Origin of the sequence: Pseudomonas hamedanensis, assembly GCF_014268595.2 — a bacterium.
GTDB lineage: Bacteria > Pseudomonadota > Gammaproteobacteria > Pseudomonadales > Pseudomonadaceae > Aquipseudomonas > Aquipseudomonas hamedanensis.
Genome location: NZ_CP077091.1, coordinates 4,670,301 through 4,689,760, shown reverse-complemented (window position 1 = coordinate 4,689,760; position 19,460 = coordinate 4,670,301). Strand labels below are relative to the sequence as shown.

At 61.1% G+C, this 19,460-nt stretch carries 7 protein-coding genes; 6 read left to right on the top strand and 1 reads right to left on the bottom strand.

All coding sequences use genetic code 11. The features are described from left to right. Positions 1-95 precede the first annotated feature (95 nt). The 3 genes from HU739_RS20370 to HU739_RS20360 all read left to right on the top strand — a co-directional run bounded on the left by HU739_RS20370 (position 96) and on the right by HU739_RS20360 (position 2,708). On the top strand, positions 96-719 hold the full coding sequence (locus tag HU739_RS20370; RefSeq protein ID WP_186547138.1) for a TetR/AcrR family transcriptional regulator: 624 nt from the start codon (positions 96-98) through the stop codon (positions 717-719). A 92-nt stretch (positions 720-811) separates the two neighbouring features. Then, positions 812-1,609, top strand: coding sequence for a substrate-binding periplasmic protein (locus tag HU739_RS20365; protein ID WP_186547139.1), 798 nt, complete (start codon positions 812-814; stop codon positions 1,607-1,609). Positions 1,610-1,694: 85 nt separating this feature from the next. Continuing rightward, a complete protein-coding gene (locus HU739_RS20360) occupies positions 1,695-2,708 on the top strand; it encodes a GNAT family N-acetyltransferase (protein ID WP_186547140.1) in 1,014 nt (337 codons plus the stop codon). Between the two features lie 135 nt (positions 2,709-2,843). On the opposite strand, the gene HU739_RS20355 is transcribed toward HU739_RS20360, so the two are convergent. Continuing rightward, the gene (locus HU739_RS20355) at positions 2,844-3,398 is read right to left on the bottom strand and encodes an RNA polymerase factor sigma-70 (RefSeq protein ID WP_008088195.1); all 555 of its coding nucleotides are present in this window, start codon (positions 3,396-3,398) and stop codon (positions 2,844-2,846) included. A 368-nt stretch (positions 3,399-3,766) separates the two neighbouring features. Between HU739_RS20355 and HU739_RS20350 the strand changes: the two genes are divergently transcribed. The 3 genes from HU739_RS20350 (at position 3,767) to HU739_RS20340 (ending at position 19,443) form a co-directional block, all read left to right on the top strand. After that, the gene (locus HU739_RS20350) at positions 3,767-16,765 is read left to right on the top strand and encodes a non-ribosomal peptide synthetase (protein WP_186547141.1); all 12,999 of its coding nucleotides are present in this window, start codon (positions 3,767-3,769) and stop codon (positions 16,763-16,765) included. A 206-nt stretch (positions 16,766-16,971) separates the two neighbouring features. Next, on the top strand, positions 16,972-17,796 hold the full coding sequence (locus HU739_RS20345; RefSeq protein ID WP_186547142.1) for an alpha/beta fold hydrolase: 825 nt from the start codon (positions 16,972-16,974) through the stop codon (positions 17,794-17,796). Positions 17,797-17,916: 120 nt separating this feature from the next. Then, positions 17,917-19,443 carry a hypothetical protein gene (locus HU739_RS20340; protein ID WP_186547143.1) on the top strand — a complete coding sequence of 509 codons (1,527 nt, stop codon included), beginning with the start codon at positions 17,917-17,919 and terminating at the stop codon, positions 19,441-19,443. Positions 19,444-19,460 lie beyond the last annotated feature (17 nt).

Below are 19,460 nucleotides of genomic sequence, written 5' to 3'. Positions count from 1 at the left end.
CCCAAGCGCTTGCTTGGTCACGGTGCGCGGCTTAAATTGCGCGCAACCCTTAAGGTTCGGGGGGCAACGCACTGATCGACTGTAGGAGAGAACGGGTGAACGAGCAAAAAGCCCTGGGGGTCATGCGCCAATTGGTCGACGCGGGCCAGTTGACCGATCCTGATAGCGCCCGCGGCAAATTGCTGCAAGTGGCGGCTCACCTGTTCCGCAACAAAGGCTACGAGCGTACGACAGTGCGCGACCTGGCCGGTGCGGTGGGCATTCAGTCGGGAAGTATTTTTCATCACTTCAAGAGCAAGGACGAAATCCTGCGCGCGGTGATGGAAGAAACCATCCGTTACAACACCGCATTGATGCGCGCAGCGCTGGCCGAAGCCAGCGATGTGCGCGAGCGCGTGCTGGCGCTGATCCGCTGCGAATTGCAGTCGATCATGGGCGGCAGCGGCGAAGCCATGGCGGTGCTGGTCTATGAGTGGCGGTCGTTGTCCGAGGAAGGTCAGGCCAAAGTCCTCGCGCTGCGCGATGTTTACGAAGACATCTGGCTGCAAGTGCTGGGCGAAGCCAAGGACGCCGGTTTTATTCGCGGCGATGTTTTTATTACTCGACGCTTCCTCACCGGCGCACTGTCCTGGACCACCACCTGGTTCCGCGCCGGCGGCAGTTTGAGCCTCGATCAACTGGCCGATGAGGCGCTGATTCTGGTCCTTGAAGAGCGTTGAGCGAGTTTCTATCCGGCCGGGAAACTGGCTAACTGGGCGAAACCGCCTAGCTTGAATGCATTGATCGATCTTTTTTCGGGGAGTGGGGTGTTTTGAAGTCTTTGCCAATTCGGACGGCCGCCGGGCTGATGCTCGCAGGGCTGGCTGCGCTTTGGGTATTGCCCGCTCAGGCAGCGCAATTGGTTCGGGTCGGCGCGGCGCATTTTCCGCCTTACACCATTCGCCCTGAAAACGGCGCCGACACCGGTTTGCTGCCGCAACTGGTCGAGGCCTTGAACCGTTTGCAAAGCGACTATCAGTTCGTTCTCGTACCGACGTCGATTCCGCGGCGCTTTGGTGACTTCAAACAGGGCCGGATCGACATGGCCATCTTCGAAAATCCGCAATGGGGCTGGAAGGAAATTCCCCACACGGATGTCGACATGGGTCTGGAAGACGCCGAGATTTTCGTCGCGCAACGCCAGGACAACCGCCAGCAGAGCTACTTCGCCGACCTTGCAGGCAAGCGTCTGGCCCTGTTCAGTGGGTACCACTACGAATTCGCCAGCTTCAACGCCGACCCGAAGTTCCTCGCCCGCAACTACAACGCGACGCTGACCTATTCCCACGACAGCAACCTGTTGATGGTGCTGCGCGGGCGCGCCGATATCGCACTGGTGACCCGTTCGTATCTGAGTGACTACCTGATGCGCAACGAAAAGGTGCGCGACGAGCTGCTGGTCTCGCAACGTATCGATCAGGTCTATCACCACTACGCCATTTTGCGCAGCGCCGCGCCGATTTCCGGCGAAGCGTTTGCCCGACTGCTCAAGGGCTTGCGCGACAATGGCGAGATGCTGAAGATCTTCGATCCTTACAAGATTGCGGTGGTGCCGGTGCCTCAGCGCTGAAGGCTGTTTTCGCCTTGAGCCTAAATTTCCCCCTGCGGCTCACGTCACATCGTTGAACTGTCGACGATTACCGTGAGCCCGACCCATGTCCCATCTGAATGACCTGACTGCGCTGGCCTTGCCTTCGGGCAGTCAACTCCAGGCCGATGCCAGCGAAAGCCGCCTGAGCCTGAGCCTCGACGGCCAGCCGTTGATTCGTCTGCGCCTTGACCGCGAAGCGAAAGGCCCGATCCAGCTTGATGAACGTTACGCGCTGCCGGCGGGCCAAGCGTTGTGGGCGGCCTGTTATTGGCTTTTTGCTCGTGATCCCGATTGCCGGCAACTGACCTGGCAACTGGATCAGCCGCCGACCGAAGCCTTGCTCAGCGGTTTGCTGGTGAACACCGAGGTCGCCGGTGAATATCGCTGCGAGCGCACGTTGTTCTGGCAATTGCCGCAGCCCTGGCTTGGCACATCCATCAGCGGTAGCTATCCGCAGCAAATGGTGATCAGTCAGGGCAAGCGTCATCCGCGGCGACCGGTCAAACCGCGGGGTGAAGTCTATCGGCGCTTCGATGCCCGTCTTGGCGCCTGGATTTCTTTGCGCACACTTGAGATTGAAGAAGATTTGCCGCGCTTCAATCGCTGGCAGAACAGCCCCCGCGTGGCCAGTTTCTGGCAAGAGGAGGGCAGTCTCGAGCAACACCGCGAGTATCTGCGCAAGCTCGACGCCGACCCGCACACGCTGACCTTGATCGGCTGTTTCGATGATCAGCCGTTTGCCTATTTCGAAGCCTACTGGGCCAAGGAAGATCGCATCGCGCCGTTCTACGAGGCCGGGGATTACGACCGTGGCATTCACATGTTGGTCGGCGAGGAAAATCACCGCGGTCCGCACAAAGTCGCGAGCTGGTTATCGGCGCTGGTACATTACCTGTTTCTTGATGATCCGCGTACCCAGCGCGTGGTGGCCGAGCCGCGGGCCGATAACGCGAAGATGATCGGGCATATGCACAACCAGTGTTTTCATTGCGAAAAGGAATTCGACTTCCCGCACAAGCGTGCGGCGCTGATGATTTTGGGGCGTGAGCGGTTTTTTGATCGGTGCAGCTTGGCCTGACGTGTCCGGGCTCAAGATCTTCTGCGATCTTGAGTCCGCCATCGCGAGCAGGCTCACTCCTACACTCGAACTGTGAACACAGGACCGATGTAGGAGTGAGCCTGCTCGCGATCGGAGGCGCATCGACCCGACAGACTAGCGCCGACCCGCGATCACCGCATCCCGACGGCTGCCCGAAACCTTGCGGCAGTGCACCAGCGCATCACGAATCATGAAGTTGACCAGGGTTGGCGATACGCCGAGCTCCTTGGCAATGTCCTTCTGCGGCACGCCGTGCAAACGGTACATCTCGAACGCGTAGCGGGTGCGGCTGGGCAGCTCGGTCAGCGCATCGGCGATGTGTTCCAGGGTCGAGAAGTTGATGTGCGAGGTTTCCGGCGAAGCACCCTGAATGACCACGTTCAGCCCTTCCTCTTCAGGGCCGGAGTACTTCTGTTCCAGCGCCTGTTTGCGGTAGTGATCGATGGCAAGGTTGCGCACGATCTGGAACAGATAGCTCAGTTGGGCCTTGATGGACGACGTGATCGGTGGTGCCGATTGCAGGCGGAAAAACGCATCCTGCACCACATCTTCGGCGCGTGACCGACAGCCGGTAATGCGCGCTGCAATCTTTACCAGAATCAGTCGGTTGTCGACAAATGCCTGAAGTAGCGGTGAATCGCACCTGCTTGTGGATACCTGTTCCGTCATGGAAATCACCTTGCTGCCAATAGGTTAGTGGAGGGCCTGGGGGACGGGGCCGTCCTACACATCGAGCGACAAATTATGTTGAATGATAATGATTGTCAAATGAGAAAGAGAAGTAGTGCTGTAAGTCGATGTGTTTTGCGAACTGCGGCACGCTGCCGCACCCCGGCCCCGTTGGGGGGCGAGCCTGCCGACTAATTATTTCCAGAGGTCATCCGTTCTCATTGGTGAATGGTCTGGGCTACAACGCCCGGCCAGACAGCTTTGCGAAGCCCTGCGCGGTCGGCCCAGACCGCGCCCCGCGCGCCTTTCGATGGGCGTGTTGCAGCAACCCGATTCCACTGGCAAGCCGATTTCAGGCAGGAAACCTCATGACCGACGCGTTCGAACTCCCCAGCACCCTGGTCCAAGCCCTGCAGCGCCGCGCCGCGCTGACACCGGACCGACTGGCCTTGCGTTTTCTTGCCGAAAACGAAGAGCAGGCTGTGGTACTCAGTTATCGCGAACTGGATCAGCGGGCGCGCACCATCGCCGCCGCGTTGCAGGCCGAAGCTGAGCCGGGCGATCGCGCGGTGCTGCTGTTTCCCAGCGGTCCGGACTACGTCGCGGCGTTTTTCGGTTGCCTGTACGCCGGTGTGATTGCAGTGCCCGCTTATCCGCCGGAATCCGCACGCCGTCATCATCAGGAACGTCTGCTGTCGATCATTGCCGACGCCGAGCCGCGCCTGCTGCTGACCAGTGCCGATCTGCGCGAGGCCTTGCAGCACATTGAAGGCGCGCCGCCGCTGTTGTGTGTCGACACCCTCGACAGCGCGCTGGCCGAGCGCTGGGTTGAACCGCCGCTGCCACCCGAGCACATCGCTTTTCTGCAATACACCTCCGGCTCCACCGCGCTGCCCAAAGGCGTGCAGGTCAGCCATGGCAATCTGGTCGCCAACGAACTGCTGATTCGCCACGGCTTCGGTATCGACGTCAACCCGGACGACGTTATCGTCAGCTGGTTGCCGCTGTACCACGACATGGGCCTGATCGGCGGTCTGCTGCAACCGGTTTTCAGCGGCGTGCCGTGCATTCTGATGTCGCCGGCGTATTTTCTGGCGCGGCCCTTGCGCTGGCTGGAAGCGATCAGCCAATACGGCGGGACCATCAGTGGCGGCCCGGATTTCGCCTACCGCTTGTGCAGCGAGCGGGTCAGCGAATCGGCACTTGAGCGACTCGATCTGAGCCGCTGGCGCGTGGCGTATTCCGGCTCCGAACCGATTCGCCTCGACACCCTTGAGCGCTTCGCCGAAAAATTCGCCGCGTGTGCTTTCAGCGAAAACAGTTTCATGGCGTCTTACGGTTTGGCCGAGGCCACACTGTTTGTCGCCGGCACGCCGCGCGGCACCGGTATTCCCGCATTGCGCGTGGACGATCAGGCGCTGGCGCAAAACCGCGCCGAGCCGGGCGACGGCAGCCCGGTCATGAGCTGCGGCATCAGCCAGCCGCAACATGCAGTGCTGATTGTCGAACCGAATACGCTTGAAGAGTTGACCGACAATACCGTCGGCGAAGTCTGGGCCACCGGCCCGAGCATTGCCCATGGTTACTGGCGCAACCCCGAAGCCAGCGCGAAGACCTTCGTTCAGCACGCCGGTCGCACCTGGCTGCGCACGGGGGATTTGGGCTTCATCCGCGCCGGCGAGCTGTTCGTCACCGGGCGCCTGAAAGACATGCTCATCGTGCGCGGTCACAACCTCTATCCGCAGGACATCGAACAGACCATCGAGCGCGAAGTGGAAGTGGTGCGCAAGGGCCGGGTGGCGGCATTCGCGGTCAATCAGAATGGCGCCGAGGGCATCGGCATCGCGGCGGAAATCAGCCGCAGCGTACAGAAAATCCTGCCACCCGAAGCGTTGATCAAAGCCATTCGCCAAGCCGTCGCCGAGGCCTATCAGGAAGCGCCAAGCGTGGTGGTGCTGCTCAATCCGGGCGCACTGCCGAAAACCTCCAGCGGCAAACTCCAGCGTTCGGCGTGCCGCAGCCGTCTGGTCGACGGCAGCCTCGACAGTTACGCAGTGTTCCCGTCGACGAGCGCCGAACCCCAAACCCCGGCTACCAGCAGCTCAGGCCTCGAAGCGATGATCGGTCAAATCTGGGCCGAACAGCTGAACGTCGAACAGGTCGCCGCCGACGACCACTTCTTTCTGCTCGGCGGTAATTCGATCGCCGCCACTCAAGTGATTGCCAGGGTCCGCGAAGAACTTGCGCTGGAGTTGAACCTGCGTTTGCTGTTCGAAGCGCCAACGTTGTCCGCGTTCACCGCGGCCGTGGCGCAACAGCAACAGGATGGTGCCAGCGCCCAGGCTGCAATCACCGTGTTGTCGCGCAGCGAACCGCTGCCACAGTCGGTGGCGCAAAACCGTCTCTGGATCACTTGGCAACTCGATCCGCACAGCAGCGCCTACAACATTCCCGGCGGCCTGCGCCTGCGTGGCGAACTGGACGAAAATGCGCTGCGCGTGAGTTTTCAGCAACTGATCGAGCGCCATGAGTCCCTGCGCACGCGCTTCTTCGAACGTGACGGCGTGGCGTTGCAGCAAGTCGTTGCCACCGCCGAGCTCAACCTGCAACGCATCGACCTCAGCGACTTGCCAGCCGACCAGCGCGAGGTGCGCGCGCAACAGATTCGCGAAGACGCGGCACGCACCCGATTCGATCTGCAACATGGCCCACTGTTCACGGTGACTCTGGTGCGCCTTGGTGACGAAGACCACCAACTGCTGGTGACGATGCACCACATCATCGCCGACGGTTGGTCGCTGAGCGTGCTGATCGACGAATTCTCGCGCCTCTACGCCGCCGCTTCGCAAGGCCAGCGCGCCGAGCTCGCGCCGCTGCCCACCCAGTACGCCGACTACGGCGCCTGGCAGCGCCAATGGCTGGCGCAAGGCGAGGGCGAGCGACAACTGGCGTATTGGAAAGCGCAGTTGGGCGAGGAGCATTCGCCGCTGGAACTGGCCACCGACTACCCGCGTTCGGCGCAACACAGCCATAGCGCCGCGCGCCACAGTGTGCGCTTGAGCGCCAAGCTCAGCGAGGCGATCCGGCAGACCGCCCAGGCGCATGAAGCTACGCCGTTCATGCTGCTGCTCGCGGCGTTCCAGAGCTTGTTGCACCGCTACAGCGGCCAGCGCGATATTCGCATCGGCGTACCCAACGCCAACCGCCCGCGTCTGGAAACCCAAGGCCTGATCGGCTTTTTCATCAATCCCCAGGTGCTGCGTGCGCAGATCGATTCGCGCCTGCCGTTTGTCGACCTGCTGGCCCAGACCCGCCAGGCCACACTCGGCGCCCAGGCGAATCAGGATTTGCCGTTCGAGCAACTGCTCGAGGCCTTCCCGCAAGCCCGTGAGCAGGGGCTGTTTCAGGTCATGTTCAACCATCAGCAGCGCGACCTCAGCGCGCTTAAACGCTTGCCGGGCCTGCTCGCCGAAGAGCTGCCGTGGCACAGCCGCGAAGCCAAGTTCGACCTGCAACTGCACAGCGAAGAAGACCGCAATGGTCGGCTGACCTTGTCGTTCGACTACGCCAGCGAACTGTTCGATGGCGCGACCATTGAGCGACTGGCCGACCATTTCCATAACCTCGTGAGCGAAGTCTGCGAACGGCCGCAGCAGGCGATTGGCGATCTGCGCTTGCTGACCGTCAGCGAGCAACATCTGCAGGACGACTGGAGCGTGGCACCGTGCACTCCCGCGCAGCAGTGGCTGCCGGAACTGCTCGACGATCAACTGCGCAAAAGCCCACAACGCACCGCGCTGATGTGGGCCGGCGGCAGCCTCGATTTTGCCGAGTTGCACGCGCAGTCCAACCGTCTGGCCCATTACCTGCGCGATAAAGGCGTCGGCCCGGACGTGTGCGTGGCCATCGCCGCCGAGCGTTCGCCGCAACTGTTGATCGGTCTGCTGGCGGTCATCAAGGCCGGCGGCGCCTATGTGCCGCTGGACCCGGATTACCCGGCGGAGCGCCTGGCCTACATGCTCAGCGACAGTGGCGTCGAATTGCTGCTGACCCAGACCGAACTGCTTGAGCGCTTGCCGGCCAGCGCCGGCGTCAGTGTGATCGCGATGGACGCGTTGCACCTGGAAAACTGGCCGAGCCAGGCTCCAGGTCTGCACCTGCACGGCGACAACCTCGCTTACGTGATTTACACCTCGGGTTCTACCGGGCAACCGAAAGGCGTCGGCAACACTCATGCCGCGCTGGCCGAACGGTTGCAATGGATGCAGAACACCTACGGTCTCGATGAAACTGACGTGCTGATGCAAAAAGCGCCGATCAGTTTCGACGTGTCGGTGTGGGAATGCTTCTGGCCGCTGATCACCGGCGCACGCCTGCTGATTAGTGCCCCGGGCGAACACCGCGACCCGCATCGCATCGCGCAATTGGTTCAAGCATATGGCGTGACCACGCTGCACTTCGTCCCGCCGCTACTGGCGCTGTTCACCGACGAACCGCTGAGCGCCGAATGCACCAGCCTGCGCCGGGTGTTCTCCGGCGGCGAAGCCTTGCCAGCCGAGCTGCGCAACCGTGTGCTGGCGCAACTGCCGGCGGTGCAATTGCACAACCGCTACGGCCCGACCGAAACCGCGATCAACGTTACCCATTGGCATTGCACTAGCGCCGATGGGGAGCGCTCGCCGATTGGTCGCCCGTTGGGCAATGTGATTTGCCGCATCCTCGATGCCGATCTAAACCCTGCACCGGCCGGTGTGCCGGGGGAGCTGTGCATCAGCGGCATCGGTCTGGCTCGCGGTTATCTTGGACGTCCTTCGTTGACTGCTGAACGCTTTGTTGGCGATCCGCTGGGCGAGCAGGGCGCGCGTTTGTACCGCACGGGTGACCGCGCGCGCTGGACAGCTGATGGCGTGATCGAATACCTCGGCCGTCTCGATCAGCAAGTGAAGCTGCGCGGTTTCCGCGTTGAACCGCAAGAAATCGAAGCGCGTCTGCTCGCTCAGGACGGCGTTGCCCAAGCCGTGGTGCTGGTGCGGGAAACCGCTGCCGGTGCGCAACTGATTGGCTACTTCACGGCGACCGATGCCGATGAAAACGCCGACCAGCAAATCACTCGCCTTAAAACCGCTTTGGCTGCCGAGTTGCCGGAGTACATGGTTCCGGCGCAACTGCTGCGCCTTGACGCGATGCCCCTGAGCCCCAGCGGCAAACTCGACCGCCGCGCCTTGCCCGATCCGCAATGGCAAATACGCAAACACGTCGAACCGGTTACCGCGCTGGAGCAACAGATCGCCGCGATCTGGTGCGAGGTGCTTGGCCTGAAGCAGGTCGGCCTGCGCGACGACTTCTTCGCCCTCGGCGGTCATTCGCTGCTGGCCACGCAGATCATTTCGCGCAGCCGTCAGGCCTGTGACGTCGAGTTGCCTCTGCGCACGTTGTTCGAACACAGCGAACTCGGCGATTACGCCGAACAGATCCGCCTGATCCAGGCCAGCGGCCGCACCAACCAGCAACTGCCGATCGGCAAAGTCGACCGCCGCCAAGCGGTGCCGTTGTCCTATTCACAACAGCGCATGTGGTTCCTCTGGCAAATGGAACCGGACAGCCCGGCCTACAACGTCGGCGGTATGGCGCGCCTGCGTGGCGTGCTGCATGTCGAACATTTCGAGGCGGCGTTGCAGGCGCTGATCCTGCGTCACGAAACCCTGCGCACGACGTTCCCCAGCATCGATGGCGTTGCTCGTCAGCACGTGCATGCCGAGACGGGCGTGCGCATGGGCTGGAAGGATTTCTCTCGATTGCCGTTCGAAGTGCGCGAGCAGAGCGTCCAGCACCTGGCCGACGAAGAAGCGCACCAGCCTTTCGACCTGGAAGCCGGTCCGCTGCTGCGCGCCTGTCTGGTGAAGACTGCCGAGCAGGAGCATTACTTCGTTCTGACGTTGCACCACATCGTCACCGAAGGCTGGGCGATGGATATTTTCGCCCGCGAACTCAGCGCGCTGTACGAAGCGTTCGTCGATGAGCGCGATTCGCCGCTGCAACCGTTGCCGGTGCAGTACCTTGATTACAGCGTCTGGCAGCGCCAGTGGCTGGAATCCGGCGAGCGTCAACGGCAACTCGATTACTGGACCGCGCAACTGGGCCGTGAACATCCTCTGCTGGAGCTGCCGGGCGACCGGCCGCGTCCACCGGTGCAAAGTCATCAGGGCGAACTGTTCCGCTTTGATCTGAGCGATGAACTCGCCGCGCGGGTTCGTGCCTTCAACGCGCAACACGGTCTGACCCTGTTCATGACCATGACCGCCGCGCTCGCCACGCTGCTTTACCGCTACAGCGGCCAGACCGATCTGCGCATCGGCGCGCCGGTGGCCAACCGCATTCGCCCGGAAAGCGAAGGGCTGATCGGTGCGTTCCTCAATACCCAAGTGCTGCGTTGCCAGCTCGACGGGCAGATGTCGGTGGGTGAACTGTTCGAGCAGGTGCGCCATACGGTTATCGAAGGCCAGTCGCATCAAGATCTACCGTTTGATCATTTGGTTGAAGCCTTGCAGCCACCGCGCAGCGCCGCTTACAACCCGCTGTTCCAAGTGATGTGCAATGTGCAGCGCTGGGAATTCCAGCAGAGCCGGACGTTGGCCGGCATGACGGTCGAGTACCTGGCCAACGATGCGCGGGCGACCAAGTTCGACCTCAATCTGGAAGTCACCGACCTGGATCATCGCCTCGGTTGCTGCCTGACCTACAGCACCGATCTGTTCGACGAACCGACCATTGCGCGCATGGCTGGACACTGGCGCAACCTGCTGCAAGCGCTGATCGCCGATCCGCAGCAACGCCTCAGCGAACTGCCGCTGCTGGATGCGCCGGAGCAACAGCAACTGCTCGACAGCCTTGGCGTCGAGCCGGGCGTGCATCGTCTCGATCAGTGCGTCCATCATCTGTTTGCCGAGCAGGCGCTGGCGTGCAAAGACGCACCGGCCCTGACCTTCGCCGGGCAGACCCTGAGCTACGCCGAACTCGACGCCCGCGCCAATCGTCTGGCCTGGGCGCTGCGCGAGCGCGGCGTCGGCCCGCAGGTGCGCGTCGGTCTGGCGCTGGAGCGTTCGCTGGAAATGGTCATCGGCCTGTTGGCGATTCTCAAGGCTGGCGGCGCCTATGTGCCGCTGGATCCGGAATACCCGCTCGACCGTCTGCATTACATGATCGAAGATAGCCGCATCGGTTTACTGCTCAGTGACCGAGCGATGTTCCAGACCCTCGGTGAGTTGCCGCCAGGTGTGGCGCGCTGGTGCCTGGAAGACGACCGCGCGGCACTGGCCGATTACCCGGCCGGCGAGCTGCCATGCATCAGTCTGCCGCAGCATCAGGCTTACCTGATTTACACCTCGGGCTCCACCGGCAAACCGAAAGGTGTAGTGGTATCCCACGGCGAGATCGCCATGCATTGCCAAGCGGTGATCGAGCGTTTCGCCATGCGCCCGGACGACTGCGAACTGCACTTCTATTCGATCAACTTCGACGCCGCGACCGAGCGTCTGCTGGTGCCTCTGCTCAGTGGTGCGCAGGTGGTGCTGCGTGCGCAGGGTCAGTGGGATGCCGAAGAAATTTGCGGCTTGATCCGTACCCATCAAATCAACGTCCTCGGTTTCACGCCGAGCTACGGCAGCCAGCTCGCGCAATTCCTCGCCTCGCAGAACCAAGTCCTGCCGGTGCGGATGATCATCACCGGCGGCGAAGCGTTGACCGGTGAACATCTGCAACGGATTCGCGCAGCCTTCCAACCGACGGCGTTTTTCAACGCCTACGGGCCGACGGAAACCGTGGTCATGCCGCTGGCCAGTCTGGCCCCCGACGTGCTGGAAGAGGGCGCTGGCAGCGTGCCGATCGGCAGTGTGATCGGCGCGCGCGTCGCCTATATTCTCGATGCCGATCTGGCCCTGGTGCCGCAAGGCGCGACCGGTGAATTGTTCGTCGGTGGCGCCGGTCTGGCGCAGGGTTATCACGACCGCCCCGGCATCACTGCCGAGCGTTTTGTCGCTGATCCGTTTGCTGCTGACGGCGGGCGCATGTACCGCACCGGCGATCTCGTGCGCCAGCGTGCCGACGGTCTGGTCGAGTATCTGGGGCGGATTGACCATCAGGTGAAAATCCGTGGTTTCCGCATCGAACTGGGCGAAATCGAAACGCGTCTGCTCGATCACGCGTCGATCCGCGAAGCGGTGGTACTGGCGCTTGAGGCGCCGAGCGGCAAGCAACTGGTTGGCTACCTGGCGACCGAAGTCGCCGGACACAGCGAAGCGCAACAGGCTGAACTGCGCGAAACCCTCAAGTCGCACCTCAAGGCACAACTGCCGGACTACATGGTGCCGACGCACCTGATCCTGCTGGCGAGCATGCCGCTCACCGCCAACGGCAAACTCGACCGCCGCGCGTTGCCGGCACCGGATCCGGAACTCAATCGTCAGGATTACGTAGCGCCGAGTAACGAGCTGGAGCAGGCGCTGGCGCAGATCTGGTGCGAGGTGCTCAACGTCGAACAGGTGGGGCTGAACGACAATTTCTTTGAACTGGGCGGCGATTCGATTCTGTCGATTCAGGTGGTCAGCCGCGCACGCCAGCAGGGCATTCACTTCAGCCCGCGCGATCTGTTCCAGCATCAGACCGTGCAGACCCTCGCCGCTGTCGCCAGCCGCACACAGCAGGTGAGCGCCGAACAAGGTCTGGTGGGCGGCGACTCGCGCCTGACGCCGATTCAACACTGGTTCTTCGATACCGAGATTCCCCAGCGTCAGCACTGGAACCAGGCGTTGTTGCTAAAACCGACCGTGATTCTTGAACCGCAGCGTTTGCAGCAGGCCTTGCGGGCCATGATCGAACAACACGACGCGTTGCGTTTGCGCTTCAGCGAAGTCAATGACGCTTGGCAAGCGACGCATCAAATGCTGACCGATGCAGACGTTCTTTGGCAATTCAGCGTCGATTCGATGGACCAGTGCGAAGCCTTGTTCGCCGACGCGCAACGCAGTCTGCACCTGCAAAACGGTCCGCTGCTGCGCGCAGTGCTGGTCGACGGCCCGCATGATCAGCAACGGCTGTTTTTCGCTATCCACCACTTGGTTGTCGATGGCGTGTCGTGGCGTGTGCTGCTGGACGATCTGCAGACGGCGTATCGCCAACTCGACGCTGCTCAAACGCTAAAACTGCCGGCCAAAACCAGTGCCTTCAAGGACTGGGCCGCGCGTTTGCAAGCCTACGCCGGTAGCGAATCACTGCGTGAAGAGCTGAACTGGTGGCAAGCGCAACTGGCCGGTCCGAGCGCCGATCTGCCGTGCGAAAACCCGCACGGCGGCGGGCAGAATCGCCATGCGCAAACCGTTAGCGTGCGTCTCGATGCCGAGCGCACCCGGCAGTTGCTGCAACAGGCGCCGAGCGCTTACCGCACGCAGGTAAACGACTTGCTGCTGACCGCACTGGCCCGCGTGCTGTGCCGCTGGAGCGGCCAGTCATCGGCACTGATTCAACTGGAAGGCCACGGCCGCGAAACCCTGTTCGACGAGATCGACCTGACCCGCACCGTTGGCTGGTTTACCAGCGCTTACCCGCTGCGCCTGACCCCGCACGCCATCGAAGAAGCCGCCGGGCAGGGCGCTTCGATCAAGGCGATCAAGGAGCAACTGCGCGCGGTGCCGCACAAAGGCCTGGGGTATGGCGTGCTGCGGTATCTGGCCGATGACGCCAGTCGCCAGCAAATGGCAGCGCTGGCGAACGCGCCAGTCACCTTCAACTACCTGGGCCAGTTCGACCAGAGCTTCGGCGACGACGCATTGTTCCGTCCTGTGGATGAGCCAAGCGGCGCTGCCCATGATCCGCAAGCGCCTTTGCCGAACGAGCTGAGTATCGACAGTCAGGTCTACGGCGGCGAATTGCTGCTGCGCTGGACCTTCAGCGCCGAGCGCTACGCTGAGCAGACCATCAACGATCTTGCCGATGCTTACCTCGGCGAACTGCAAAGCCTGATCGAACATTGCCTGCAAGACGAAGCCGGTGGCCTGACGCCGTCGGACTTCCCTTTGGCGAAGCTGACCCAGGCGCAACTCGATGCCCTGCCGGTGCCCGCCACGCACATCGAAGATGTCTATCCGCTGACGCCAATGCAGGAGGGCATGTTATTGCACACCTTGCTCGAACCGGGCACCGGTCTGTACTACATGCAGGATCGCTATCGTATCAACAGCGAACTCGATGCCGAGCGTTTCGCCCAGGCCTGGCAAGCGGTGGTCGCCCGTCATGAAGCATTGCGTGCGTCGTTCTGCTGGAACGTCGGCGAAGACATGCTGCAAGTGATTCACACGCCGGGGCGCACGCCGATCGAGTCTCTGGACTGGAGTGCCATCGACGAAAACGAGCAGGAACCGAAGCTGCAAGCGCTGCTGAAAAGCGAGCGCGAGGCCGGTTTCGATCTGCTCAATCAAGCGCCGTTCCACCTGCGCCTGATCAAGGTCGGCGCGGCGCGCTACTGGTTCATGATGAGTAACCACCACATCCTCATCGATGCCTGGTGTCGCTCGCTGCTGATGAACGATTTCTTCGAGATCTACACCGCCCTCGGCGAAGGTCGCGAAGCCCACTTGAGCGTGCCGCCGCGTTACCGTGACTACATTGGCTGGTTGCAACGCCAGAGCCTGACCGAGGCGCGGCAGTGGTGGCGACAGAACCTGCAAGGCTTCGAACGCACCACGCCGATCCCGAGTGATCGTCCGTTCCTGCGTGAGCACGCCGGTGAAAGCGGCGGCATGATCGTCGGCGACTGCTACACCCGCCTCGATGTCGAAGACGGTGTGCGCCTGCGTGAACTGGCGCAGGCCCATCAACTGACGGTCAACACCTTCGCCCAGGCGGCGTGGGCGCTGGTGCTGCGGCGTATGAGCGGTGATCGCGACGTGCTGTTCGGTGTGACAGTGGCCGGACGCCCGGTAGACATGCCAGAAATGCAGCGCACCGTCGGCCTGTTCATCAACAGCATTGCGCTGCGGGTGAAGATGCCCGAGGACGACCAACGCAGCAGCGTGCGGCAGTGGCTCAACGCTCTGCTCGACAGCAACATGCAACTGCGCGAATACGAATACCTGCCGCTGGTGAACATTCAGGAACAAAGCGAGTTGCCGAAAGGCCAGCCGCTGTTCGACAGCCTGTTCGTCTTCGAAAACGCGCCGGTCGAAGTCTCGGTACTGGATCGTGCGCAGAGCCTTGACGCGACATCGGATTCAGGTCGCACCCACACCAACTTCCCGTTGACGGCGGTGTGCTATCCGGGCGATGACCTGGGCCTGCATTTATCGTATGACCAGCGTTACTTCGACGAGTCGACGGTCGAGCGCATGCTCGGCGAATTCAAGCGACTGTTGCTGGCACTGGTCGACGGCTTCCATGGCGACATGGACGATCTGCCGCTGCTGGGCGATGAGGAGAAAAGTTTCCTACTGAACGGTTGCAACCAGAGCAGCCACGACTATCCGCTGGAGCAGAGCTACGCTGCGCTGTTTGAAGCACAGGTGGAGCAGCACCCGCAGCGCATTGCTGCCAGTTGCCTTGACCAGCAATTGAGCTATACCGAGCTGAACCACAATGCCAACCGTCTGGGCCATGCATTGGTCGCGGCCGGGGTGCGGATGGATCAACCGGTAGCCTTGCTCGCCGAGCGCAACCTCGATTTGCTCGGCATGATTATCGGCAGCTTCAAGGCCGGTGCCGGTTATCTGCCGCTGGATCCCGGCCTGCCGAGCCAGCGCCTGAGCCGCATCATCGAGCTGAGCCGCACGCCGTTGCTCGTGTGCAGCGCAGCCTGCCGTGACCAGGCGCAGACTTTGCTGGAAGCGTTTGGCTGTTCCAACCGTCCGCGCCTGCTGATATGGGAAGAGATACAAGCCTCGGTCGCCGCGACGCACAATCCAGGTATTCACAGCGGCCCGGACAATCTCGCCTATGTGATCTACACCTCGGGTTCGACCGGCCTGCCAAAAGGCGTGATGGTCGAGCAGCGCGGCATGCTCAACAACCAGTTGAGCAAGGTGCCTTATCTGAATCTGAGCGATGCGGATGTCATTGCCCAGACCGCCTCGCAAAGCTTCGATATTTCGGTCTGGCAGTTCCTCGCCGCGCCGCTGTTCGGCGCGCGAGTGGACATCGTGCCGAACGCCATCGCCCACGATCCGCAAGGTTTGCTGACGCATGTGCAAGAACAGGGCATCACCGTGTTGGAGAGTGTGCCGTCGCTGATTCAGGGCATGCTTGCCTCCGAACGCCTGAGCCTCGACGGCCTGCGCTGGATGCTGCCGACCGGCGAAGCGATGCCGCCGGAGCTGGCGCATCAATGGCTGCTGCGTTACCCGGATATCGGTCTGGTCAACGCTTACGGCCCGGCGGAATGTTCGGACGACGTCGCTTTCTTCCGGGTCGACAGGGCTTCGACGCGCGGCAGTTATTTGCCGATCGGTACGCCGACTGACAACAACGTTTTGTATCTGCTCGATGGCGCGCTGGAGCTGGTGCCGTTGGGTGCGGTGGGTGAGTTGTGCGTGGCGGGCACAGGCGTTGGTCGCGGTTATGTCAGCGACCCGTTGCGTACCGCGCCGGTGTTTGTACCGAACCCGTTCGGCGCGCCGGGCGAGCGCCTGTATCGTACCGGCGACCTGGCGCGGCGGCGCAGCGATGGCGTGCTGGAATACGTCGGCCGAGTCGACCACCAAGTGAAGATCCGCGGTTACCGGATCGAGCTGGGTGAAATTGAAGCGCGCCTGCATGAACAACCGCCAGTGCGTGATGCTGCGGTCGGCGTGCAGGAAGGCGTCAATGGCAAGCATCTGGTCGGCTATCTGGTCGCTGCGGATTCTGCACTCGATCCGGGCCAAAGCCTGGAAAGCATCAAACAGCGTCTGCGCGCCGAACTGCCTGAATACATGGTGCCGTTGCACTGGCTGTGGTTGCCGCAGCTGCCGCTCAACGCTAACGGCAAACTGGACCGCAAGGCCTTGCCAACACTGGAGATCGGGCAATTGCAAAGCCAGGATTACCTGGCCCCGCGCAGCGACCTCGAACAGACCCTGGCCGGTATCTGGGCCGAAGTGCTGAAAGTCGAGAAGGTCGGCGTGCGCGACAACTTCTTCGAGCTGGGCGGGCACTCGCTGCTGGCGACGCAGATCGCCTCACGGGTGCAGAAAGCCCTGCAACGCGATGTGCCGCTGCGGGCGATGTTCGAGTGCGGCACGGTGGAGGAACTGGCCGAGTACATTGCTGGCCTGGCGGCCAGTGATATCACCGAGGAGAAGGTAGACCGGTTGAATGATCTGATGGCGGAGCTGGAGGGGTTGTAGTTCTCTAGTGTTTTCATCGGCCTCTTCGCGAGCAGGCTCGCTCCCACAGTTGGAACGCGTTCCCCCTGTAGGAGTGAGCCTGCTCGCGATGGCGCCGGCGGATTCAACACAAATCAACAGGTACATGTCAGTACATTTCCACCCTTGACGATCACCAACCGGCAGCTCAGTCTGCCGGTTCTGTTTTTTCTCACAGGAGGTGGTCGATGCCTTTTTTCACGGTTGACGGACAAGCGCTGCACTACATTGATCAAGGCACCGGCCCGGCCGTGTTGCTGGCCGGCAGTTATTTGTGGGACCAGGCCATGTGGGCGCCACAGATCGCCGCACTCACTCCGCACTATCGGGTGATTGCGCTGGATCTGTGGGGGCACGGTGAGTCGGGACGGCTGCCTGAAGGGACTGCATCGCTGGATGACATCGCCCGTCAGGCGCAGGCCTTGCTCGATCACCTGAGCATTGACCGCGTCACGCTGGTCGGGCTATCGGTCGGCGGCATGTGGGGCGTTCGCCTGGCACTGTCGGCGCCGCAGCGTCTCAACGGTCTGGTGCTGATGGACACTTACGTCGGCGTCGAACCTGAACCTACTCGTCAATATTACTTCTCGCTGTTCAAGCAAATCGAAGACAGCGGAGAAATCTCCGAGCAACTGCTCGACATTGTTGTGCCGATCTTTTTCCGCCCGGGCATCGATCCGCAGTCGGCGCTGTATCAGGATTTTCGCGCGAAACTTGCGGCTTATTCATCCGATCGCCTGCGCGAAAGCATCGTGCCGATGGGGCGCATCACCTTTGGCCGTGATGATCTGTTGCCGCGTCTGGGCGAGTTGAATGCCGCGACTACGCTGGTGCTGTGCGGCGATCAGGACAAACCGCGCCCGCCGTCGGAAGCCCGAGAAATGGCTGAACTGATCGGCTGTCCATGCGTGCTGGTGCCGGAGGCGGGGCATATTTCCAATCTGGAGAATCCAGAGTTTGTCACGCAGATATTGCTCTCCTTTTTGTCTGAATACGAAAAATTCAGTTCCTGATTCAGCTTTTTGTGAATTGCGCTACTGTCAACTCTGACAGTAGCGCAAACGCTCCTGGGTGGATTTAAATCCCCTTTCGGTCCAAGCAATATCGCGCGGGCTGCGGAAGGAGAAACGTTTATGACCAATCAAACAGAAAATGACCTCGAGCTGCCTGTACTAACCGTCTTGGAGGCTAAAAACAACTCGACATTGGCGCCTTGCGACGTGTTGAGCGGCGCGACGACGCGCATTTCTTTTCAGGGTGTAAACTCCAGGCACGTTGTCCGGCTTGTTTGGGCTGGGCCCTCTGAGTGGGTTCACGAGTTCACTGCACAATGGAAAGAGGATTCACAGTCTTTCGAAGTTTTTGTTCCCGCGGAAGTCATCGGTCTCTCTGTCGGCAAGACGATAGATCTCTCGTATACGGCTAGCCTGGACGGCAGCGTGATGCGCTCCAAGGTTCTGCGCCTGACGGTCGAGTACATTTCACCGGCGCAATTGCCGGAACCCCGGTTACCTGAAATCGTCGTGGAAGAAGGCACCAAGTTTCTCGATATGCGTCGATTCGCCGGTAATCCCCGCGTTCAGCTAGCGCCCTGGAAGTTCATCGCTCCGGGGCAACGCGTCTGGATGAGAGTTGTCGGCCAGCGCGATCATCCCACTCACGAAACCCTTGATTTGGTCACCGCTCTGGAAGTGACGTCAGAGCAGGTCCGCAACGGTCTGGAATTGACCATTGATCGAGCCTGGTTAAATGGGCTTGACTATAAATCGGCATTGACGGTGGAAACATTCGTCACGTTCGATAAAAGCCCGAACATTGACGCTGCTCATGAATTACCGCGCTGGACCCAGCTTCTCATCACATCCGATACTGATTTGCTGGCGCCGACCGTCGAACAAGTCTCAAGCGGCGTACTGGACCCGGAACTGGTCCCTGAGCAAGCATTGATCATTATAGCGTTTAACGGTATGCGACTCACCGACAGGATCACGCCGCAGTGGTGCGGGACTTCGGGCGAGGGATCCCCTGAACTGGCGAGTGTGAATGGCAGCGTTGAAGGGATTGTCAAAGTGGCGGTCGGTGCGGCTGCAGTGATCGCCAATGAAGGTGAAACGGTCGAAGTGAGTTACAAGCTGATGCGCGATGGTATCGAGCGGCCTTCACCCATCACTCGCGTGACGGTGCAGAAGCGACGCTATGTTCACTTGGAAAACTTCGATGAGCAAGAAGAGAAGATTGTCAGCGTAAATCATAATCACTCGTTTACCCTACCTAATATGTCGATCAAATTGGTTGAAGGGGCAGGATCAGCAGGTGTTATGCGTTTTAGTACGACCATTAAGGGGTTGCTGGAAGGGCGATCTTTCGGTATGTGCCTCGACGCGGCTATCATTACTCCACCACAATGCATTCAGTTTGATTTTGACGCTGACTACGAGCGGATTTCCTTTACCTGGACGTACCTCCACGAAAAAGGCGTTGTCACCTACTTCGATGCCGACGGAGCAGTATTGGGAAGGAATGAATATCTCGGCTTTAACAAAGGAGGCGAGGTGCATCGGTTGATCGATTTCGTCGCACCTGCACAATCGCGAATCAAGTCCATGCAGGTTTTAGCAGAGGATTATAGCTTTCTCGACTTTTTTACGATGTGCGGTTAATACGTCAGTCAAACGTC

Bases quoted from the DNA above. Each gene is read 5' to 3' on its own strand.
- HU739_RS20340 (WP_186547143.1), top strand. From the start codon at position 17,917: ATGACCAATCAAACAGAAAATGACCTCGAGCTGCCTGTACTAACCGTC.
- HU739_RS20350 (WP_186547141.1), top strand. From the start codon at position 3,767: ATGACCGACGCGTTCGAACTCCCCAGCACCCTGGTCCAAGCCCTGCAG.
- HU739_RS20360 (WP_186547140.1), top strand. From the start codon at position 1,695: ATGTCCCATCTGAATGACCTGACTGCGCTGGCCTTGCCTTCGGGCAGT.
- HU739_RS20355 (WP_008088195.1), bottom strand. From the start codon at position 3,398: ATGACGGAACAGGTATCCACAAGCAGGTGCGATTCACCGCTACTTCAG.
- HU739_RS20345 (WP_186547142.1), top strand. From the start codon at position 16,972: ATGCCTTTTTTCACGGTTGACGGACAAGCGCTGCACTACATTGATCAA.